The organism is Acetobacter fallax, assembly GCF_011516735.1.
Taxonomy (GTDB): Bacteria; Pseudomonadota; Alphaproteobacteria; order Acetobacterales; family Acetobacteraceae; genus Acetobacter; species Acetobacter fallax.
Map to the genome: position 1 here is coordinate 1 of NZ_WOSX01000002.1, position 22,684 is coordinate 22,684.

General features: G+C 59.4%; 14 protein-coding genes and 1 pseudogene. 7 read left to right on the forward strand and 8 right to left on the reverse strand.

What is annotated here, in order from left to right; all coding sequences use genetic code 11:
• Nucleotides 1–180: 180 nt before the first annotated feature.
• Nucleotides 181–753: pseudogene (locus GOB85_RS02115) on the reverse strand (LysR family transcriptional regulator); the annotation flags it as partial.
• A 200-nt stretch (nt 754–953) separates the two neighbouring features.
• On the opposite strand from GOB85_RS02115, the gene GOB85_RS02120 reads away from it, so the two are divergent.
• Nucleotides 954–1,565, forward strand: coding sequence for an NAD(P)H-dependent oxidoreductase (locus tag GOB85_RS02120; RefSeq protein ID WP_173576083.1), 612 nt, complete (start codon nt 954–956; stop codon nt 1,563–1,565).
• A 170-nt stretch (nt 1,566–1,735) separates the two neighbouring features.
• Here GOB85_RS02120 and GOB85_RS02125 read toward each other — a convergent pair whose 3' ends face one another.
• Nucleotides 1,736–2,548 carry an IS5 family transposase gene (locus GOB85_RS02125; RefSeq protein ID WP_173576082.1) on the reverse strand — a complete coding sequence of 271 codons (813 nt, stop codon included), beginning with the start codon at nt 2,546–2,548 and terminating at the stop codon, nt 1,736–1,738.
• A gap of 275 nt (nt 2,549–2,823) precedes the next feature.
• On the opposite strand from GOB85_RS02125, the gene GOB85_RS02130 reads away from it, so the two are divergent.
• Nucleotides 2,824–4,776, forward strand: coding sequence for an ABC transporter ATP-binding protein (locus tag GOB85_RS02130; RefSeq protein WP_173576081.1), 1,953 nt, complete (start codon nt 2,824–2,826; stop codon nt 4,774–4,776).
• Nucleotides 4,777–5,233: 457 nt separating this feature from the next.
• On the opposite strand, the gene GOB85_RS02135 is transcribed toward GOB85_RS02130, so the two are convergent.
• Together GOB85_RS02135 and GOB85_RS02140 are read right to left on the reverse strand one after the other, a co-directional pair.
• Nucleotides 5,234–7,201: an AAA family ATPase gene (locus GOB85_RS02135; RefSeq protein WP_173576080.1), complete on the reverse strand. Its 1,968-nt coding sequence runs from the start codon at nt 7,199–7,201 to the stop codon at nt 5,234–5,236.
• A 691-nt stretch (nt 7,202–7,892) separates the two neighbouring features.
• Nucleotides 7,893–8,948 (reverse strand): COX15/CtaA family protein, encoded by a 1,056-nt coding sequence (locus GOB85_RS02140; RefSeq protein WP_173576107.1) that lies wholly within the window; start codon nt 8,946–8,948, stop codon nt 7,893–7,895.
• A gap of 120 nt (nt 8,949–9,068) precedes the next feature.
• Between GOB85_RS02140 and GOB85_RS02145 the strand changes: the two genes are divergently transcribed.
• The 5 genes from GOB85_RS02145 to GOB85_RS02165 all read left to right on the forward strand — a co-directional run bounded on the left by GOB85_RS02145 (nt 9,069) and on the right by GOB85_RS02165 (nt 16,721).
• A complete protein-coding gene (locus tag GOB85_RS02145) occupies nt 9,069–9,875 on the forward strand; it encodes a TVP38/TMEM64 family protein (RefSeq protein WP_173576079.1) in 807 nt (268 codons plus the stop codon).
• Nucleotides 9,876–10,026: 151 nt separating this feature from the next.
• Nucleotides 10,027–11,292 (forward strand): multidrug effflux MFS transporter, encoded by a 1,266-nt coding sequence (locus GOB85_RS02150; RefSeq protein ID WP_173576078.1) that lies wholly within the window; start codon nt 10,027–10,029, stop codon nt 11,290–11,292.
• Nucleotides 11,293–11,376: 84 nt separating this feature from the next.
• Nucleotides 11,377–13,617, forward strand: coding sequence for an ATP-binding protein (locus tag GOB85_RS02155; protein WP_173576077.1), 2,241 nt, complete (start codon nt 11,377–11,379; stop codon nt 13,615–13,617).
• A 212-nt stretch (nt 13,618–13,829) separates the two neighbouring features.
• Nucleotides 13,830–14,354 (forward strand): adenine phosphoribosyltransferase, encoded by a 525-nt coding sequence (locus GOB85_RS02160; RefSeq protein WP_173576076.1) that lies wholly within the window; start codon nt 13,830–13,832, stop codon nt 14,352–14,354.
• Nucleotides 14,355–14,483: 129 nt separating this feature from the next.
• A complete protein-coding gene (locus GOB85_RS02165) occupies nt 14,484–16,721 on the forward strand; it encodes an FUSC family protein (protein ID WP_173576075.1) in 2,238 nt (745 codons plus the stop codon).
• A 243-nt stretch (nt 16,722–16,964) separates the two neighbouring features.
• Here the strand turns inward: GOB85_RS02165 and leuB are convergent, their stop codons facing one another.
• From leuB to GOB85_RS02185, 4 genes are all read right to left on the reverse strand, one after another.
• Nucleotides 16,965–18,074: a 3-isopropylmalate dehydrogenase gene (leuB, locus tag GOB85_RS02170; RefSeq protein ID WP_173576074.1), complete on the reverse strand. Its 1,110-nt coding sequence runs from the start codon at nt 18,072–18,074 to the stop codon at nt 16,965–16,967.
• Nucleotides 18,075–18,324: 250 nt separating this feature from the next.
• Nucleotides 18,325–19,497, reverse strand: a complete 1,173-nt coding sequence (locus tag GOB85_RS02175; RefSeq protein ID WP_173576073.1) for a mechanosensitive ion channel family protein — start codon at nt 19,495–19,497, stop codon at nt 18,325–18,327.
• 248 nt (nt 19,498–19,745) lie between these two features.
• A complete protein-coding gene (gene typA, locus GOB85_RS02180; RefSeq protein ID WP_173576106.1) occupies nt 19,746–21,569 on the reverse strand; it encodes a translational GTPase TypA in 1,824 nt (607 codons plus the stop codon).
• A 164-nt stretch (nt 21,570–21,733) separates the two neighbouring features.
• On the reverse strand, nt 21,734–22,660 hold the full coding sequence (locus GOB85_RS02185; RefSeq protein WP_408737014.1) for an SMP-30/gluconolactonase/LRE family protein: 927 nt from the start codon (nt 22,658–22,660) through the stop codon (nt 21,734–21,736).
• Nucleotides 22,661–22,684: the final 24 nt, after the last annotated feature.

Below are 22,684 nucleotides of genomic sequence, written 5' to 3' on the forward strand. Positions count from 1 at the left end.
GATACTGCGCTCGGGTGATTTCAGTCCAGGCCATCTTGATCTCATCAGGTTATCGCAAACCCATGAATCATAACCCGCTGAAATCACTCAACTCATTTTCGGTCAGACACTCAGGGAAAACGGTGAATCACATTCCCCCTGCAGTGTCACCTCTCGATTCAGAGTTCAGTGGAACTGCTCTAGGCATTTGTGGCGATCCAGATCATCAATGTTCTGTGGTGTACCAAACCGGTTCAGGTAATCCGGCGATCCGACGATCTTACGTCGCGCGGTTCCGATATGTCGGGCTGTCAGATTTGAATCCTGCAACTGTCCGACCCGGAAGGCGATATCCGTGCGATCAAGATAAAGGTCCGTCAGTTCATCGGAGAGCGACAGATCAACGACGATATCCGGATAGGCATCCCAGAATTCCGGAAGGAGAGGTTCAAGCGCCAGCGCCCCGAAGGCCACCGAAGCGTTGATGCGCACAGTGCCGCCTGGCCGGACCGATCCTGTGGTGAGCGCATGTTCCATATCGTCAAGTTCGGCGATCAGCGCCTGAGCGCGCTCGTAGTAAAGCTGTCCTTCCGGCGTGACAGAAAGGCGCCGTGTCGAACGTTCGAGCAGGCGTACGCCAAGGCGTGTTTCAACGCGGGCGATCAGTTTGCTTATCGTCGAGGGCGTTGTCATCGACAGGCGGGCCGCCTCGGAAAAACTGCCGCTTTCCACGACACGCAGAAACATCTGCATTTCGCCAATCCGGTTATCCATCAGCGCCTCTTTGATGAAACAGATTCACAAGTGCTGTGGAGAAGCGACGGATTATCAAAGCCTGTCAAGTTCATCATGTTCCGTAGGGAACGGATGCCGCTCGCACCGCTGATGCGCCGTCATATTGAAAATTCTTCCGGACAATCGCTCTGAATTCTGGTCAGGCATATCCGGGATACTTTTTGCAGGACACTATTGTGATGAAAAACATTCTCCTTCTGAACGGCGGAAAGGCTTTTGCCCATTCTCATGGTCGTCTGAACGATACGCTGCACGACGTCGCCCTTGAGCTCCTGTCGAACGCGGGTTTCAGCACGCGGCAGACAAAGATCGATGCTGGCTACGATATTCAGACGGAAGTCGAAAATATTCAGTGGGCTGACGTGGTCATCTATCAGATGCCGGGCTGGTGGATGGGCGCGCCATGGATCGTGAAGAAGTATGTCGATGAAGTCTTCACCGCCGGGCATGGCACGCTTTATGCCAATGATGGGCGCAGCCGGTCTCATCCTGAGCGGAAGTATGGTTCAGGCGGTCTGCTGCAGGGGAAACATTACATGCTTTCCCTGACATGGAACGCGCCGGAAGAGGCCTTTGTCGATCCGGCGCAGTTCTTTGAAGGGAGGGGGATTGATGCTGTCTATTTCCCTTTCCACAAGGCGAACCAGTTTCTGGGGATGACACCGCTTCCGACGTATCTGGCAACGAACGTCATCAAGGAGCCACACGTTGACCGGACGATCGCGCGCTATCGTGCCCATCTGGCAAATATCCCTGGCTTTGTTGCGCCCAGGACTGGCGCTGAATCGTAATACGGAGCGCAGGATTATCCCGGCAACCTGAAACCGGGAAGGTAGTGTGAGGGAGTGGATAAAGCTGGGTGGTTCCGGAGCGACCGGATCCCGTCACACAGGTGATCGGGCCGGATTACGCACCGGGCCGGCACAAGGCTTCGCTCGACATTACCTTCTCCTGGAGGGTGTTATGCACCTTGCATGAGCAGGTTGGCTGCGTTTTTCAGCATGAAGCCAGCGAATGCGATGGTGTGCATTGCGGCAAGCGTTGAGGCGCAGCGCTCGTAGTCTTTTACGAGCCTTCTGTATCGTGTCGCCCATGCGAAAGATCTCTCTGCGATCCATCGTCGGGGCAGCAGCACGAAACCCCGTTTTGCCAGAGGCAGCCTGATGATTTCGAGAGTGATACCCTGCTCTTCAGCGGCTTTTGCCGCTTTTGATCCGATATAGCCCTGATCGGCCCATGCCAGTTCCACACTTCCGTCCGTTGCCTGCCGGATAGCTTCCGCCAGCGGACCGGTTTCTGCCCGGTCGTCCCTGTTTGCCGGGGTGATATGCAGGGCCGGAAGATGCCCCAGAGTATCGACCGCCATATGCAGCTTCGATCCGTTCTTTCTTTTCGCACCATCATAGGCCGATCGTAACCCGCTTTCCGGGGTTGAACGCAGTGTCCTGCTGTCGATGATCGCCGTCGTCGGTTCAGCCTTCTTTCCAGCCGCCAGACGAAGCACGGCCCTCAGATCATGGACGAGAGCTTCGAAACATCGCGCCTCCATCCATCGCCGGGACTGCTGATAAACCGCAGACCACGGCGAAAGATCGTTTGGCATTGCACGCCACGCAATACTGTCACGGATCACATATCGCAGACCGTTGAACAGCTCTTGCAGATCATGATGACTCTGTTCTGCATCCTCTTTCATCAGAAGAAGGTATGGAACAATCAGCGACCGCTCTTCGTCACTGAGATCAGACGGATACGGTTTGCGTGCAGTATTCATCCATCTATTCTGAAACACTCACGCCATAAATTACATAATACACTCTAATTTTCATAAATTGTTTATTTATTTAATTATTGACAACTAAATATAAATAAACGGAAAATTATTATCATCCTGAAAGAACTGTAGCACCTTATAGTATTATTGTGAAAATTATTCCTGATCACCTCGCAGGAAGGAGACTACTGAAAGACGGGTTTGCCGGGCACAACGGATGGCGCCTCGAATATATGGTGGGCGAGAGATCTTTTTGCTTTTAAGACTGGGGGCACATGACCATTGCTCCTGACTGCCCTTCCGATGCGCCTGACGGCGCCCTGCCCTCTTCTGCTGACCGGCCTGACGGCGGGGGAAATGCTGCTGGTCATCCGGGACCGGCGGCGGTGGCTGGTGCCGGGGATCACGGTCCTGAGACGGGTGTTGTCGGGGCGGGTGGCGCTGAGCGGAGTCCGTTTGTGGCGGCGCTTGGGTTTGCTGTGCGGCGGTGGCTGGACTGGCCGCGTGACCTGGCGGTTACGCTGATCGGCGTTTCGGTTGCGACGCTGTCTGATGTTCTGACGCCGCTGGTGGCGGGGCGGCTGATTTCCGATGTCACGCAGGGAGCGCCTTCGGTTTCATCGGTCATCGGGGACGGGGCCGCGCATCACGCCCTGGCGGATGCGAAGTGGATGCTGGCGGCAATGGCGGGGCTGGGGCTTGTCAGTCTGCTTGGGCGACGGGCGTCGTTCCTTGGGATTACCTGGCTGACGGTCAACATGATGCGGGATGTGGCGCAGACGAGTTTTGCGCGATTGCAGCGGTTTTCGACGGACTGGCATGCCAACACGTTTGCGGGCTCGACGGTGCGTAAGCTGACGCGCGGGATGTGGGCGATTGATGCGCTGAATGACAATCTGCTGCTGATGCTGGTGCCGGAGATGCTGGTTCTGACCGGGACGACTCTGGTTCTGGGCTGGCACTGGCCAGTGATGGGGCTGCTGCTTGGCGGGATGTCGGTGGTGTTTGTGGCGCTCTCCTGTGTGCTGACGTTGCGCTATGTGGCGCCGGGCGCGCGGAAGGCGAACCGCTGGGACAGTCGCGTGGGGGCGGCGCTGGCGGATGCGATCACCTGCAACCCGGTGGTGAAGGCGTTCGGGGCCGAAGAGCGCGAGGAGGCCCGTCTGGGGCGGACGCTGGCGATCTGGCGCAAGCGGACGGGCCGGAGCTGGACGCGCGGGACGAATAGCGGAAACGTTCAGAATCTTGCTGTGACTGTCATGCGGGTTGTGCTGGCGTCCTGCGTGGTGTGGCTGTGGTGGAACGGCCGGGCGGGGCCGGGCGATGTTGCTTATGTGCTGACGATGATCTTTCTGGTGCAGGGGTATCTGCGTGATATCGGGCAGCAGGTTTCGGTGGTGCAGCGGTCTGTGAACGAGATGGAAGAGCTGGTTGCGATCTGGAACCAGCCTCCGGCTGTTGCGGATGTTCCGGGGGCGCGACCTCTGGTGATCACGCGGGGCGAGATCCGGTTTGAGCATGTGCTGTTTCATTATAAGGGGCAGACGGGGCCGCTGTTCCGGGATCTGGATGTGGAGATTCCGGCAGGGAGCCGGGTGGGACTGGTGGGACCATCCGGATCGGGAAAATCGACTTTTACGAAGCTGTTGCAGCGGCTTTACGACATTAACGGTGGCCGTATCCTGATTGACGGGGTGGATATTGCCACTGTGCAGCAGTCATCGTTGCGGGCGCAGATTGCGATTGTGCAGCAGGAACCGATTTTGTTTCACCGGTCTCTGGCCGAGAACATTGCGTATGCGCGTCCGGGGGCTTCGCAGGCGGAGATTGAGCGGGCGGCGGAGCTTGCGAATGCGTCCGGGTTTATTGACCGGTTGCCGCAGGGTTATGACACGCTGGTGGGTGAACGCGGGGTGAAGCTCTCCGGTGGAGAACGGCAGCGTGTTGCGATTGCGCGGGCGTTTCTGGCGGATGCGCGGATTTTGATTCTGGATGAGGCGACGGCGTCTCTGGATTCTGAATCTGAGGCTCTGGTTCAGGAGGCGATGGAGCGGCTGATGCGGGACCGGACGGTGATTGTGATTGCGCATCGGCTGGCGACGGTTGTGGGGCTGGACCGGATTCTGGTGTTTGAGCGAGGTGTGGTGCGTGAGGATGGACCGCATGTGGAGCTGATCCGGCTTGAGGGCGGGCTTTACCGGCGGTTGTATGAGTTGCAGTCGTTGTGAGGGATGCGCGGGAACATCGCGGTTCTGCTCAGCCTGTTCAATGGGGTGGTTTCCGAAAGTTCTTTTTCTATTCCTGACTGATTAGAATCTGGCTTTTCCCGCGGGCAATCAGGTCAGGGCCGGAGAGTGAAGCGGCCCCTGCCCTTTCTTAAGGCGATGATACCGTTTGCAAACACGATTGATGAGGACATCGTTGATCCGCCTTCGGGAAAGGTTACCGGAAGCGGACCAGGCCCGGAGAGAAGAGGCTGGCGGCTTACGTCTACATGTCGGTTGTACGTGCCGATGAACAGCTTTCCGCACAGCGGACATAAGCAGCAAGGTGTATCTTGACCGAGTTGGGCCTGGAGCGGACGGGCCGCTTAAGACTCACAAATGCAAATAGCGGACATAGGTCACGATCTTATCCTCGTGTTCACCAAACCGGCAGCAACTCAGCTGCCCAAAAAACGGAAGGTTAGGCTGGTACTGTGACTTCTGGCGACGCGCCTATCTGCACCTGGGCTTCCTCTTCACTTCTCAAGATGGATTTGACCAAATTCTCTATTTCATCGCGTTGCGGTCGGGGGAGTTGATCCCAGAAGTCCGGTTGTTCTAGAAATGCAATTAATTTTTCAAGGTCCTTGCCTCGGTGGCCTGCTGGCAGGTAATCCTCAAGCGCACCTTTCGACAGGATGTTGATTCCGTCCCCTCTGAGCAACAAAAGAGAGTTGCTAAGTGCAGCCTCTTCATCCTGGGATAGATCAGATTTCAGCATTCTCCGGCGAGACTTAATATATTCCCACACACTAACTGCATCCGTCCAATCACCTGACGTCATAGCCTCTTCGATGCGAGCGACAAGGGTCGCTCCATCCAAACTACTGACATTTTCGATCACGTCCTTTTTGATCTCGCCTACATTAATCCGAAAAAGTCCCTTGATTTCACCGGTACCGACTTGTTCGATATAATCGAGATCCGCGATAGTCGTGCTTGGGACGTGGCAGGCCTTGAGTAGTTTTCTATAGCTTTCGAACAGGCCTTTGCCGCCTACGCTGATAATCTCAATAACATCACGGTGTTCATTCTGACCAAAGCGCTCCAACACCTTTTCAAAGAACATGCGATCGGAAAGGCCTTCGACAAGAATGACCCGGTCACAAAAAAACAGCCTCTCATTGTTTTGGCTATTAACGATGTTGAAGAGATGCTTAGCGTTTGGTAGGTCGGTAGCGTTCAGCCTGACAATTCGACTTTTCTGATCCTCGATATAGACGCGTGATACATATTGAATCGACGCTGGTGATATAAATGTCGGCGAGTGGGTCGCAAGGACAAACTGATTCCCGGTCTCACGTGACATTCGATCAAACAAAGTGAACAGGCTCTTTTGCCAGCGCGGATGCAGATGCAGTTCCGGTTCGTCGACGACTATGACGGCGTCTCTGACGTTCAGAGCGTAGATTGCGAACAGATAAGTGAGCAACTCGCGCTCGCCAGATGAGGCTGCTCCGGAGGTAAATTCGGTACCCTGTTTGGTAAGCATCACGTCATATTCATTGGTATCCGGATTGACGGTTTCCAGTCTCCACGAATAACCTAGATCTTCTAGGGCCGCTGTGAGCGATTTCAGTCTATCGTCGGCATAGAAGGCCGTCTTTACTGAGGTGTTGTCATCCAGTTCAAGTCTCCGATAACGCTTGCCGAGCCGTCCGATTGCAAGCTGAACAATATTGGTTTCGCCCGACCGGGACGTAATGGTGTCTAGCCGCTGCTTCTGTTCCAAGTCATTGAAACCCGACAGTGACACGCGGGACTGAAAGGCTGTACTCGTCCGGTTTACCGGAAGGTAAATCATCGGAAGTTGGAGCGGCTCCTTTTTAAGTTCACTGCGTTGACTGTTGTCGAATTCAAACAGTCGCAGATATTCTAAAAAGTCTCTGTCACTTTTTTGTTCATTTTTTTCTAAAATTCCGTTTTCCCAAACAAAAGTGATATAAGACCCGGGCTTGATGGCTTTAATATCCCACTCGTCTGTCTCTTTCCAAGGATTCGAGTTGTATTTGAGCGTTTGCTTCTTCCATAATTCTTTGGCATCATTCTTTATTCGCGCCATATTGCCCAAATCAGTGTCAGATACTTCAATTGTCACTTCGACGATCTGGGGCTTCTGCGGTGCGTGGGAGTGCTTTTCTAAAATGAGTTTATTGAGCTTATCATTCTGTTGAAGCTGCCAGAAGGCGTCTTCACGGCCTGAATTAAATTCGATGGGATAACGAGTAGCAATCAAATACCGCCGCAACATAGTCACTATGGTATCGAGTAAATTCGTTTTGCCGCCGCCATTCGGCCCAACTATTATCGAAATAGGGCCTTCGAAGGTTAATTCCTGCCGCTCGAGAAAACTTCTCACATTTTCAACGGCGATTTTCCTGATTAACATTCACACCTCTAGTGACCTTGGTTCTTGCTATTTCCAAGTCTGCGAGAAGTAGGCTCAAAGGGCAAGATGAGCTTACGAAGTCCTTTTGGGACAGTCTTCGGTGGTCTGCGCACCTTTAATGGAGCATCGTCAGCGTAGAATTGTGTTTCAACGGTGTCCACTTACGGAGAGACCGTAGAAACTCAGGAGCTACCGAAAGGGGCGCATGACGGTTCCAAGCATCATGCATGTGAATGGCAGCTTCTTGCTTACCGCTTCCATCAGCGGACATTCCGTTATCCCCCCCATTTCAGTCGTAATCCCCCAGGCCCGCCCGCCGTCCCACCAGCATCACAGCGCTGACCGAACCTCGCTCCCTCAATCCGAACATCTTTCAAACCAGCGAAACAGCGCCTGGCGTCCCCACCCCGAACCTCAAGCCCCAACGACCCGCACCACCCGTTTTCCATTCCCCAGCCAGAACAAAAACGTCCGGAACATTCTGGAATCCGCCCCGATTCCATCCCGTCCCCAAAACAAACCAACGCCCCACGGAAAAGAAAAACCTCTGGTCCCCGCCAGCGGAGACACGTCTCCTGCCCCGACAACGAAACCCGGACAGGAACCCACCCATCCCAAAACCATCACACACAGCAGAGCGCGGCTCCGCCCCGGACCCTGCCAGAAACGCGCTTCCGGAAGCCGCCCGCGATCAGGAAACCACCCGCCCCCGCTTCGCCCCGCGCAGCGCGTGCATCGTAAACACCCCGATCCCAAGCAGCACGGCCGCAAATGTCTGATGCACTGTGCCTGCCCAGGCCGGCACAACCAGCAGCAGCGTCGTCACCCCCAGCGCATACTGGATCAGCACCGCCCAGCCGAGCAGCGCCACACCCGCATGAGCCCGCGGCCCCAGATTCGCCCGCACACCCGCCAGCACCACCGCCCCGATCATCAGAACCGTCACCGTCGCCAGCAGACGATGATCGAACTGCACAGCCGGAATATTCGCAATCCAGTTGAACCAGAACGGCGACAGCTTCGCATATCCGTCAGGGATCAGATGCCCGTCCATCAGCGGAAACGTGTTGAACACAAACCCCGCATGCGTGCCCGCCGTGAACCCGCCGGCAATGATCGTCAGAGCCACCAGCCCCAGCGCCCCATGCAGCAGCCCGCGCGTCCGCCGACCAGCCGCCACATCGGCAACAGGCTCCGGCCGGGGATACCGCACTGAAAGCGCCGTCCACAGAATGGCGACATACAAAATCAGCGCCGCGCTCAGATGCAGCACCAGCCGCACCGGCTCCACCGCCGTGCTTCCCTCCCGAAAGCCGGACGCCACCATGAACCAGCCAATCGCGCCCTGAAGCCCGCCAAGCACGAAAAACACGACAAGCCGGATAATCAGCGCCCGCGTCAGCACGCCCTGAACCGCGAACATCACCAGCCGCACCATCAGATACAGCCCGATCACCCGCCCCCAGAACCGGTGCGTCCACTCCAGCCAGAAAATCTTCTGAAAGCCCGCCAGCCCGAACCCGTCATGCAGAATCTTATACTGCGGAATGTTCTGATACAGCGCGAACTGACGCTCCCACTCCGCATGGCTCAAAGGCGGAATCATCCCCGTCACAGGCCGCCAGTCCATAATGGACAAACCGGAGCCGGTAAGCCGCGTTGCCCCACCAAGAGCGATCATGCCAAGCAGCATAACGCAGATGGTCAGCAACCAGTTGGACACGCGCCGCCTGTCACGAACGGTCATACCGTCAATGACGGTCGCGTCAGCGTCCGGAGCAGTCATGGAAGAGGGTGATGTGGCATTGGACATGGCGCCGTTTAACGCGCACTTGCAACGCTGAGCAAGGAGGTGTTACCGCGCCTGATGCACAACGTGTCAGATCTGAATGCCGGGCATGGCTCAGAAGCCCGTCGCGACACCACAGTCCGCGACCAGACGCCGGACCGGCGAGCCCTCCTCGGCACCCTGATCCGTCCCGCGCTGATGCTGCTCCTGCTCGCCGCCGGCGCCATCGCCTTCCGCGAAATCCCGGCGCTCAGACACAGCCTCGACAGCACAGCCGCCCTGCGCGACGGCATCAGCGGCCGCCTTCTGTTCTGCGCCGCCGGCACGCTCTGGTGCCTGTTCGGCCTGCCAAGACAGATCCTCTGTTTCACCGCCGGCCTGGCCTGTGGCTTCTGGGAGGGATCGGCACTCGCAACCATCGCAACCCTGGCCGGTGCAATGGGCTGCTTCAGCTGGGCACGCTGGGGCGGTCGCGACTGGACAACCCGGCGTCTGAACGGCAACGCCTCCGCCCCGCAGACCCGGCGCGGCGTGAAAGCGCAGTTCTTCCGGATGAAGCGGGCGCTACACCATCACCCGTTCGCCTCCGTCATGACCCTGAGACTTCTGCCCGTCGGGTCTTCTCTGCTTCTTAACCTGTTTGCCGGAGTATCAGGCGTCGCAACCGGCCCTTTTGCCGCCGCAACCCTCATCGGCAGCCTGCCGCAGACGATGATCTTCGTGCTGCTGGGGTCCGGCGCGAAAATCGATGGCACGGGCCGCGTCGCGCTGGCCGTCGTGCTGTTCGCAGCCTCAGGCGCGCTGGGAGTCTGGCTCCTCCGCCGAACCGCATCGGAGTTTACGCCCGACACAACCGACACAGTCCCGTTCCGTGCCTCATCCTGACTTGCCATCCGGGGGCGTCACGTCATAGGAGAGCGCCGACACAACCCCGGCTCTCCGCTCCCGGCAAGACAGCTATCGCGGATTGAGGGGTCAAATTCATCCTCTTCCGCACTAAACCATCCTTTCACAGCAAAAAGTCCGGAGTGTCCGCATGGCCTCTGATGCCCGCCCGTCCCTGACCGGGGCCGGCCGCACCTATGAGACACCCTCGGCCACGGCCTGGTGGCTGCCCGTTCTTCTCGGCTTCCTGACAGCCGTCGGCCCGATCTCAACCGATATCTACCTCCCCGCCTTCCCGGCAATGGAGGCGTCGCTGCACACGTCGCTCGGCTCCGTGCAGATGACATTGTCGATCTGGTTCGCAGGCCTCGCGATCGGGCAGCTCAGCGTCGGCCCCATGTCCGACCGCTACGGCCGCCGCATGCCGCTGATCATCGGCAACACGATCTTCGGCCTCGCCTCCGCCGCCTGCGCCGCCGCCCCCGATATCATGACCTTCAGCGTCGCGCGATTCGTCGCGTCGATCGGCGCCTCGGCCAGCCTGGTCATCCCCACAGCCTGCGTGCGCGATCTCGTGCCGGATCGCCGCGAGGGCGCGCGGATGATGTCAAAGCTGGTCATGGTGATGGGCGTCGTGCCGATTCTGGCCCCCATGCTGGGCGGCATCGTCGTGACCTGGGTCTCCTGGCGGGTAATCTTCTGGGCCTCCGCCGCATACGGCCTGATCTGCTCGCTGCTCGTGGTGCGCATCCTGCCGGAAACGCTCCCTCCGGCCAGACGGGCACGCCTCTCGCCCATCACGCTGCTCAGCCGCTACCTCGGGCTTCTGCGGCACCCGGACTTCCTCTCGCACGCCCTGATCGCCGCGTTCTCGACGTTCATGTCGTTCAGCTACCTCACGGCAGCCTCCGCCGTGTTCATCGTCGTGTTCAAATTCACGCCGCTGCACTTCTCCATGCTGTTCGGCGTCTTCGCCGTGTTCATGATCGGCGCTTCGCAGATCAACGGCGCCCTCGTAAACCGGTTTGACCCCTCCAGAATTCTGACAGCCTCCGTGCTCGTCTCCGCGCTCGGCACGATCGCTCTCATGGCCGTCTCAATCTGGGTCGCGCACCATCCGGTCACGCAGGGTGGCCTGCAACCGGTCGTCATCCTGCTGATCGCAACGATGATCGTCGCCCTCGGCGCAACCGGCCTGATCTATCCGAACGCCACCATGGGCGCCCTGGCCGAACACGCGCAGGTGGCCGGCGCCGCCTCCGCGCTGGCCGGAACCATGCAATATGTCTTCGGTTCAGTCGCGGGCATCCTGATCGGATTCATGCCCACAGGCACCCCCGTCCCGATGGCCACCGGAATGCTTCTCGGTGCCCTGATGATGGCGGCAGTCCTGCCAATGAGACCAAAACAGACGTAAACCCTCGTCAAACCCGGTATTCGCACTTGACGCAGGGCCGGATATGACGAGGGTATCGCCACGCGAATACTGACGGGACAAGAGATGGCGCGCCATCCAGCCAAACGGGCCCATGTGCTCGCGCTCCTCGGCGCGGCACTGCTCATCGTGACCTTCGGCACCCTGGCCATGCAGCTGGGAAACGAAATGGCCCGGCATGGCCAGCTCGATAAACAGAGCGTCGGATCAGACCAGTTTATCCGCTCCGTGAACCGACAGGTCAGCGACGCCCGCCGCTGCCACTTCGCCTGGCTCGCCAGACAAAGTCAGGACGATGAAACCTGTTTCATCAGCGCCATAGACCAGATCGCGGAAGCCCGCACCGGCTTCCCGGTCGTTATCAGATTACAGGAGCGGCTGAACCAGGGCCATGCCGCCAGCCTCAATCAGGCACGTACCGCCTTCACTCAGATCGCTTCCTGGAAAGCCGCCCCCGAAGACGCCCTCCGCCGCGCGGACACCGACATCGTTCTCGGCAACCTGGATCAGGCCCTCACACGCCTGAGCAGCGTCGATACGGAAGAACGGGCCGACCGCCTCGCCGATATGCTGCGCAACACAAGCTGGCAGAAACGGCTGGACGTCCTGGGCATCATCATCGGCGTCCTGGTGATGATCACCGCCGGATGGATTCTGGATCGCAGCTCGCTGGCCGCCGCAGAAGCCGAAGCCAGCAACCGTAATCTGGCGCTCCAGCTACGCGCCGTGCTCGACAGTCTCACCCTCGGCGTGGCCGTCTTCACCCCGGACGGACAGCTCAGACACTGGAACGACCAGCTCGGCGCAATCCTCGGCCTGAAAGATGATTTTCTCCACTATGGCCTCTCTTACAACGACCTCAGCGCCGCTCTGATCGTCGAGGGCCGCCCCATGCTTGAGCCCCTCTCCCACGTCGAACGCGCATTGCATAAAGGAAGCTGTGCCCCCCCCGTCGTGGTCGAGTGCAAAGGCATCAACAACGCCGATCTGGAACTCTGCCGCACGCTCTTCTTCGCGCCCGACGGAAGCGTCGATATCGAGGAACGGCGCGGCTTCGTTCTCACCGCCAATGACATCACACTCCGCCTGCGCAGCGAACGCGCCCTTGGCGAAGCGCAGAAACTCCGCGCCGTCGGCCAGCTCACGGCGGGAATTGCTCATGACTTCAAAAACCTGCTCACCGTCATTCTCGGCAACCTCGACCTCGCCACGGAAGCCGATCAGGCCGGTGACATCACCCGGCGCCAGCACTGCATCGATGCCGCAACTCATGCCGCGCGACGCTCGGAGACGCTGACCGGCCAGCTCCTGTCCTTCATGCGACGCGACCGCCCGGCGCCGGACATGGTCCGACCCGCCGATATCTTCCTGCTCACAACCGGCCTGCTCGCCCGCGTCATCGGTCCCCGCATCGCCGTCGAATGCGCCGATGCCAGTATAATCTGGCCCGTGCAGGTCAATCCGGCACAACTCGAAAGCGCCCTCCTCAATCTCGCTATCAACGCGCGTGACGCCATGCCGGAGGGCGGAACAATCAGTATCAGGGCCACGAATGTGACCTTCCCTGCCGGTGTGGACCTCCTCACGCTTCCCATCGAAAGTGACCGGGGCCTGCGCGTCACATCGGACACCACCCCCCTGACAGCAGGCGCATGGGTCCGCATCGACGTCACCGATTCCGGCTGCGGCATGGGGCCAGAAATCCTGCAACAGCTTTTTGAACCTTTCTTCACCACAAAGGACGAAGGCGCCGGCACAGGCCTCGGCATGGCCATGGTGGTCAATTTCGCCCACCACTCCGGCGGCCGTGTCGTTGTGTCCTCCGCCCCGCAACAGGGCTCGCAGGTCACGCTCTGGCTGCCACGCGCCAGCGTGGATACCGCACCCGCCATTCCGCTGAAGGAAGAGCCACCTGCCGCAAAAGCAGCCCGCAAAGCCCTGGTGGTCGAAGACGATCCGGCCATCCGTGACATTGTGGCCACCATCCTCGGCATCGCCGGCTACCGCGTGACGGAAGCCGCCGACGGTGAAGCCGCATTCGATCTGGTGGCCGAGGCCGGCAATCAGTACGATCTGCTGGTCAGCGACGTGCAGCTCCCCGGACCGCTGGACGGATTCCGCCTCGCAAACCTCCTGGCCGAACGCCTCCCCGGTCTCGGGATCGTCTGCATGTCCGGCGACTTCACGGCTGACGGTCACCGCCCGGCCGCAGCGCCGCCAGGCGCCCGTCTCCTGCCCAAACCCTTCCGTCGTGAAGGTTTCCTGAAGGTCGTGGCCGCCGTGATGGACGAAAAAGTCGCATCCTGACAACGAGCCCGTCGATCGGAAACCAGCACGTATCCCACCGGAAAGTCCCGCGACAGCGGAAGGTTGCGACAGAGTGACTCACGGGCTAGTGTCCGCGCCTCAGCCGCCGCAGCCATTCCGCCCCTGAAAAAACAGTCTTCTGTTTTCAACGATAAGGGCGGTCCCTGGCCCCGGAGCGGCCGGTCCGATCAACCCGCTTCTGGCACGGCATCATGCAGAATATTGACCTCAAACAGTATATTCGCGGCATCCCGGATTTTCCGAAGCCCGGCATCCTCTTCTACGATATCTCGACACTGCTCCGGAACGCGGACGCATGGCAGCTCGCAACCGCCCGCATGGCCCATGCCATCGCGCCATGGCAGCCCGATCAGCTCGCAGCCATCGAATCACGTGGGTTCCTGACCGCCGCACCGCTTTCAACCCGCCTCGGCTGCGGTCTCATCATGCTCCGCAAACCAGGAAAGCTGCCAGGCGAGACAATCTCCCTCACCTATGACCTGGAATATGGCAGCGACAGCCTGCACATTCAGGCAGACGCCATCCACTCCGGCCAGCGCATCGTCGTCACCGACGATCTCCTGGCGACCGGAGGCACTCTCGCAGCCTCCGTCGCGCTGCTGCGCAAAGCCGGTGCAAACGTTGTCGGCGCGTCCGTGCTGGTCGAACTGACCTCACTTGGCGGTCGCGATAAACTGGACGTCCCGGTTCACTCACTCCTCTCGTATGACGAATGATATCGCTGCGATCGTTTCGCGCTCTTTCGGGAAATTGAGTTATTCGTTCCGCTAATACGTGATTAAACCAGGCATGGTGTAAGCGAACGTCATGATGTTCGCTTCACGGCAAATGCACGAGGCAAGGGCATGAGTGATGGGGCGATCCCCGAAAAAAAGCCACTCACGGCCCTCCTGACAAGCTTTCTGGCCCGCACAGGACTTTCGGCACCAGTCCTGCCATGGCTGTTTGCGCGCGTACGCTGGCTGATCGCACCGAACATCTACAATTTCGGTTACGCGCTCCGCACCACCGTCGCCTCGCTGATCGCTCTCGGTATCGCCCTGTGGTGGGAACTCGGCAGCCCCCAGTGGGCCCCTCTTACCGTCTGGATGATCGCGCAGGGCTCACGCGGCAAATCGCTCGCCAAAGCCCGCTGGCACATGTTCGGCATGGTGGTCGGAACCCTGGCAGCCATCGGTATCGTTGCCGTCTCGCCCCAGCAACCGCTGATGTTCATCCTGCTGCTCGCGGCCTGCATCGGCCTGTTCTGCTTTATCGGCACGCTTCTGCCCGGCCCGGCGACGATGACGAATTATCGTATCCACGGCATGCGGGCGAGCGGCTTCACCGTTGCCATCATCGCCCTGGACGGCTCGGCAGACCCCGACCATATTTTCCTGATCGCAATGTCACGCGCCACCTACATCACGCTCGGCGTCGTCATTGAGACCGTTCTGTCCTCGCTGTTCCAGTTTCGTCTGAACGAACGCGCCCGGGACCGCCTGGCCAGCAACTTCATCAGCGCGGTCGGCAAGGCCTCAGACGCACTCGCCGCCATGATGTCCGGCAACAGAAACGCGCTGAGAAACTCACCGGAAATGCTGGCCTCACTGGCCTCGCTGGGTGACCAGATCGAATTTTCCGAAATCGAAATGGGCAAACACGGCCACGAAGGCGATCATGCCCGGGCCGCCCTGTCAGATGTCGCGGCCCTGTTTTCCCGCGCACTCGATCTCTCCGCCCTGATGGACGATCCGGCAAGCTATGGCACGACATGGCAGAAGCTGGCCGACCGAAGTCGTGACTTTCTGCAGTCGCTACCCGATCGCCTGAAGGACCCTCCTGAATTTCCCGGCCTCATGGCCGAACTCGCCTCCCTGCGCGCCGACTCCCGCCTCGATGCCGCGACCTGCCTCGACATCGAAATGAACATGGTCACGCATCCGCCCGTGAAAATCGCCACAGAGGTTGCCGTCACGCGGGAAGGGCAGGCCCTGCATGTGCTCGGAGATCTGCTGGATCAGCTTCAGGACGCTCTCACCCAGTTCGAAGCCAGCCGTAATCCCCTGCCCCATGACCGGTTCCACTTCGCCATGCGCACATGGCGTGACTGGCGTATCGCCTCCGCGAACTGCCTCCGCGCCAGCGTTTCCGTCTTCCTGGCCGGCGTCTTCTGGATCACCACCGCCTGGCCTGACGGTCTGGTGTTCGTGATGTTCGTCTGCATCGTCTGCTCGCTGTTCTCCACACTGGAAACACCAGCCATGGCCAGCCGCGCCTTCCTGCATGGCGCCGTATGCGTGTCGGCCGTCGCCATGGTCATCACCTTCTGGGCTGTTCCGGCTGTGACCATCTACGAGATGCTGGCGCTCGTCCTTATGCCGTTCATGATGATCGGCGGCCTCGCCTTCTCAAACCCGGCAATGATTCTGGGCGCGGTGGCCTACAATCTCTTCCTGACAATCCTCGTCGGCCCGCTCAACCAGGGCCGCACGGACGAAATCCTGTTCTTCAACACCGCCATGCCGCTCTGTCTCGCCATGGCGTTCTGCACATGGATGTACCGCGTCTTCCTGCCACTCGACCCCGATGGCGTCCGCTGGGATATGCGACAGCAAATCCTCAGAGGACTGCGCAATCTCGCCCGCAAGCGACATCCGAAACTACCCTCGGATGTCGTGGGGATCAGCGTCGAGCGTATGGTTCGCCTGCTCAACACCGTCGCCGGACGACGAGGCCCGATCATTGACGCCTATCTGAGCGGCGTCCTCTCCGGCATGACCGTCGGCCTCGCCATCCTTAATCTGCGCGCAATCCTGATACGTGCCGAACTCCCGCCTGCCGCTGCCCATGACGTGCAGGAGATGCTCGCTCGCATGGCGCAGTTTACCGGTCGCTACGGAGGCCATTACGGTCGCACAGCACGGGCCACGCGCCTCGCCGTCGCCTCTCTGGAACGACAGGAACAGGTCGAAACCAATCTGTCACAACGGGTGGAAATCCTGCGTGCTCTGGCCAGCCTGCGCGTCATCTCAGCCGAACTCGCCGGTAATCGCCTGTTCTTCGACGCTTCCAGTCCTTATCTGGACCCGATTTTTTCATAATCCGGATAAAGGGGGCCACGCCCCCTTTCGGGTCCGGACAGCACCCGCGTCACTGCCCGGCTTTAATATATAGCCAGCAGTTGTTCAGACTGACCTGTGGACGAAAGCATCCGGGCTCTGCCCGATCCCGGTAGGCACCCCAGGCCCTGCACCCCGATCTGTCGATCAACAGGCCGGTTTCCGGAAGTCTGTGACCCTTGTGGTCATCACGGACAAGCCGTGTGAAAGCAGACCGAAATACCCTCAGCCCTGCAACTTATCCAGTTCACGAACGATGGCATCACCCATCACATCCGTGCCAACCCGCGCCATGCCTTCACTCATGATATCGGCAGTCCGCAATCCGGTCGCCAGTACAGCGGCAACAGCCTTCTCAATCATGTCAGCTTCCGCCAGCATGCTGAACGAATACCGCAGAAGCATCGCAAAGGAGAGAATCTGCGCGATCGGGTTCGCAATGCCCCGCCCCGCAATATCCGGCGCGCTGCCATGAATCGGCTCATACAATGCCGGACGACGACCATCGGAATGCACGGCACCCAGCGTCGCAGAAGGAAGCATGCCAAGGCTGCCGGTCAGCATGGAAGCCAGATCGGACAAAATGTCACCAAACAGATTGCCGGTAACGATCACATCGAACTGACGCGGATTGCGAACAAGCTGCATCGCGCAGTTATCAGCCAGCATGTGCGACAGAGTAACGTCGGAATACTCACGGGCATGAAGATCCGTCACGACTTCCTTCCAGAGAAGCCCGCTCTCCATCACATTGCACTTCTCGACCGAACAGACCGAGTTCTGCCGCTTACGCGCCAGATCAAAAGCAACCCTGGCAACACGTTCAATCTCACGCGTCGTATAAACCTCGGTGTTGATCCCGCGACGCTCGCCATCCGGCAACGTCTCAATGCCACGAGGCTCCCCGAAATAGATCCCGCCCACAGTCTCGCGGACGATCATGATGTCGAGGCCTCTCACCACATCCGGTTTGAGCGTGCTGGCATCCACCAGTGCATCAAACACCTTCGCGGGCCGCAGATTGGCAAACAGCCCAAGCTCCTGACGAAGCTTCAGGATCGCGACTTCAGGACGTTTATCGAAACCGACATGCGCCCATTTCGGGTCACCCACGGAGCCAAACAGAACGGCATCAGCTTCACGCGCTTTCTGAACCACCTCTTCACGGATCGGCACACCATATTCCGCCAGAGACGCACCACCGACAAGATCTTCGGAAATGTCGAATGTGATCCCACGGCGTCTGCTGAGCCACGCCGCAACACGCGCGACCTCACGCATCACTTCGGGACCGATGCCGTCACCAGGAAGAATCAGCAGTTTTTTGGTGCTCATGAGAGTCTCCGCCAGATGCCGCATCCCCGTCGGAGATCGCGACAGCCGGAACGTGTCGCTCGCGCTCCGGCGTTGTAAACTGATCGACAATATTTCATTGCCCGCGCATCGCGATCCGGTCCGTGCGCCCGGGCCGGTGCAGAGCACATAAAGGCCCGGCGTGCTTACCAGCGCGGCGGCCCGCTTTCAATCCAGGAAGAAAGACCACCCCTGCCCGAATACAGCAGAGACCGCATGCCACCACACCCGGTTACCGCCCGGACCGCCCCTCAATCCGCGGCTGCATCGGAGAAGGACCGTCATAACCCCATGCCATCCCATCCCCTTCAGAAGCATGAGCCGAAAACCGTGTCTGCGGAAAAGCTTCCGGGCAATTCAGCCTGATCCAGGAAACAATGCCCTCACGGATGGCGCAACGCAGATCCCAGCTCCGGACAGCCGTGCGCGCACCGGCGGTAATGCGGATCATGATGGTCCGCTCGCTCGCATCCGCGACCTGCACACTGAAATCCTTGCCATTCCATTCGGGGCAGGCCTCGACAATCTCCCCCAGCCGTGTCCGGATCATGTCCATCGGAGCAACAAAATCGAGGTACAGATACACCGCACCGACCAGTTCAGCCGAATTATACGTCCAGTTCTCAAACGGGTTATCGAGAAAATAAGACAGCGGTACGATCCGGCGCCGCTTGTCCCAGCACCGCAGCACCACATAGGTCGAATTGATCTCCTCGACCCAGGTCCAGTCACCATTAAACGCAATCATGTCGCCTATGCGGACAGGCTGCGTCACGGCAATCTGCGCGCCGGCAATAAGGTTCGTAAGAACAGACCGCGCGGCAAAACCGATGATAATGGATGCCGCGCCGGCGGAGGCAAGCAGGCTGAGACCATATTGCCGGACCGGGTCGAACGTCATCAGCGCGGCGCCAATCGTCAGCACCCCGATAATGATCTCCGCCATACGCTGCAAAAGCCGCACCTGCGTGAGATGCTTACGCCCGAGAATATCCTCCTCGCGGTCATCTGCCGAAGCATCAATGTGGCTGATATAGCTCGACGCCCCGATCCGGGCGCTCTTCATCAGCCCCAGCCCGAACGCCAGCACAAGCACGACCGCAAACAGATGCGCCAGACTGCCGGCCAGCGAAACCGGAAGATCAAGCGCCGGAATCGCGAAAATTATAAACGTCGAGGTAATGGCTATCTGCGCGGGATGACGCAGAGTCACCGCCGCCGTGCGAATCAGAGAACCGGATCTGCGACCCGGAATACGCGTCAGAACACGATTGATAATGAAACCGCTGATGAGCGCGACAAACGCCCCGAGCACGAAGAGAATGAGCAGCGAAGCAAGAGTCGGCGGCATCCAGCCAAACCACCGCCGGATATCCAGAAGCGTATAAAAAAAAGGGCCTCGCAAACCGTGTGATTCTCCTGATGACAGACGGGAACAGGCATCGCCAGGCACGAATGCCCACGACCAGAAAACTCAGTATAACCGATCACGTTCCCGTACGGGCGTAAAAAGCCCCGACATCGCATCTCATCCGTCCGGACGATGGCATTACGGCTTCGGATTTACGAAAATCCGGAAATCGCCCGACAATCAGAAGTCAGACGCATCGGGGCAGACAGTCAGCCGCCTGCCCCGGAACAGAGAGTCCCTGCTCAGTCGTGCTTCGACGAACGCTCGTTCTTCTTGCGCTCGTGCGGATCAAGATAACGCTTCCGCAGACGAACAGCAGACGGCGTAACCTCAACCAGTTCGTCATCCTCGATATAGGCAATCGCCTGCTCAAGGCTCATCTTGCGGGGTGGCGTCAGAAGCAGCGCCTCATCCTTACCAGCGGCACGGATGTTGGTCAGCTTCTTTTCACGGACGCAGTTCACTTCGAGATCGTTCTCGCGTGAATGCTCGCCGATGATCATCCCGATATAGACTTTTTCGCCGGCTCCAAGGAACAGCGTCCCACGATCCTGCAACGAATACAGCGAATACTGCGTCGTCGTGCCATCTTCAGACGAGATCAGCGATCCGTTACGACGACCTTCAATCGTTCCGGCATAAGGCTGATACCCGGCGAACAGACGGTTCATGATGCCCGTGCCGCGCGTGTCCGTCAGGAACTCGCCATGATAGCCGATCAGGCCACGTGACGGGATCAGGAAGGTCAGACGCACCTTATCGCCGCCCGAAGGTCGCATGTCCTGCATCTGGCCCTTGCGCAGGGACATCTTCTCGACCACGACGCCCGAATACGGCTCGTCAACGTCGATCAGAACCTCTTCGTAAGGCTCCTCACGCTCGCCGGTCTCTTCATTCTCGCGGAACAGCACACGGGGACGACCGATCGTCAGCTCAAAGCCTTCACGACGCATGGTCTCGATCAGAACGCCAAGCTGAAGTTCGCCACGACCGGCAACCTCGAATGCCTCGCTTTCCGGGCTCTCGCTCACGCGGATCGCAACGTTGCCCTCTGTCTCCTTGAACAGACGGTCACGGATCTGGCGTGACGTGACTTTCTTGCCTTCGCGGCCACCAAGCGGGCCGTCATTCAGGCGGAACGTCATCGACAGGGTCGGCGGATCAACCGGAATGGCGGGCAGCGCCCCGGTCACTTCCGGAGAAGCGATCGTGTCGGGAATCGTCGTGTCGGACAGCCCCGCGACCGCCACGATATCACCGGCCTCAACCTCATCAACCGGCACCCGGTCGAGTCCACGGAACGACAGCAGTTTCGTCAGACGGCCCGTTTCGACAATGGTGCCATCCTGACGGATCGCACGCACAGGCATGTTAAGCTTCGCACGCCCCTGCTCAACACGACCGGTCAGCACGCGACCGAGGAAGTTGTCATATTCGAGAATGGTCGCGACCATCGCGAACGGCTTGTCCTTGTCGAGTGCCGGCGCCGGCACATGACGCAGAATCAGATCGAACATCGGAGCCAGATCCTTGCGGGGTCCGTCCAGTTCCGTATCGGCCCAGCCCTGACGACCGGATGCATAAAGCATCGGGAAGTCGAGCTGCTGATCATTCGCGTCCAGAGAGGCGAACAGATCGAAAATCTCGTTGTGAACTTCATCAGGCCGCGCATCGCTGCGATCAATCTTGTTGACCACCACGATCGGCTTCAGGCCACGGGCCAGCGCTTTGCCAACGACGAATTTCGTCTGCGGCAGCGCACCCTCGGCAGCGTCAACCAGCACGATCGCGCCGTCCACCATGCTCAGGATGCGCTCGACCTCACCGCCGAAATCGGCGTGACCCGGAGTATCGATGATATTGATCCGCGTATCTTTCCAGACCACGGAGGTGCACTTGGCGAGGATGGTGATGCCACGTTCTTTTTCAAGATCGTTGCTGTCCATCGCACGCTCAGAGACCTGCTGGTGCTCGTGAAAGGAGCCGGACTGTTTGAGAAGTTCATCAACGAGCGTGGTCTTGCCATGATCGACGTGAGCGATAATGGCGATATTGCGGATTTCCATCGTAAAGCGGGCCTGATCTTTCCTGCGTACAGACCCGCCACAGACCATGACAGTCTGCGGCGGGTCCCCATTGCTCGCAGTCCATAGAGAGGACGGGCACGGAATGCACGCGAAACTTCATCGCGCATCCGTGACCATGCCATGAAAATCCTGTTTTCCCGGCGTCAGCCCGCGACAGGGAAGCTCACATGTCCCTGAACCAGCCCCGGCGTCTCCGTCCTCAGACAAAACAGCCCGCCCGTCCGGGGCTCAGCCGCAAGCGCCTCCTGCGACAGCCCCTTCCGCGCCGTCGTCACAAAAACCGTGCGCCCGTCCGGACCACCAAAGGCCACTTTCGTCACGTTCCGCGCCGGCACCGCAATGGGGGCCAGCCGCGATCCGTCCGGTCGGAACCGCTCGATCCGACCACCACCCCAGACGCCGGACCAGAGCGTCCCGGCGCTGTCCATAGCGAGGCCGTCCGGCGCGCCATCCTCCACTTTCGCAAAAACACGCCGTCCGCTCAGAGCACCATCCACCGCCACATCAAACACGAAGATCGTCCCGAGAGCCGAGTCACAATGATAAAGGATGCGGCCATCCGGCGAGACCGCCGGACCATTGCTCACCGTATAGCCGCCATGATGCCGGGTCAGCTCATGCCCCGGCCCGATGCTGTAGAGAGATCCCGTCGGGTTCTCCTCGGAATCATCCATGGTGCCGAACCAGAGACGCCCGGCAGGATCGACATGACCGTCATTCAGCCGGTTGCCCGGCAGATCCCGCTCCACAGCCAGCACACTCCCGAATGTGCCGCTGGCAGGATCAAAACGATGCAGACCGTCCTCCATGCCGCAAAGCAGGCGACCATCCTGAAGCGGGACAAGAAAACAGGGCCGCGATGGCGCAGCCCATGACCGGGCCGCACCACTCGCCGGATCATAACGATGGACCCTGCGACCCAGGATATCGACGAACCAGAGGACCTTCGCCCCGCCGCTCCAGACAGGCCCCTCACCCAGCTCCGCGCGCAGATCCCACACACACACCGGCACATCCGTCGCCCCGTCCCGCGGATCGAACGGAACCGCCATCTCAGTGTTCGCGGTCATGTCATTCGCTCCCTTTTCATCCGT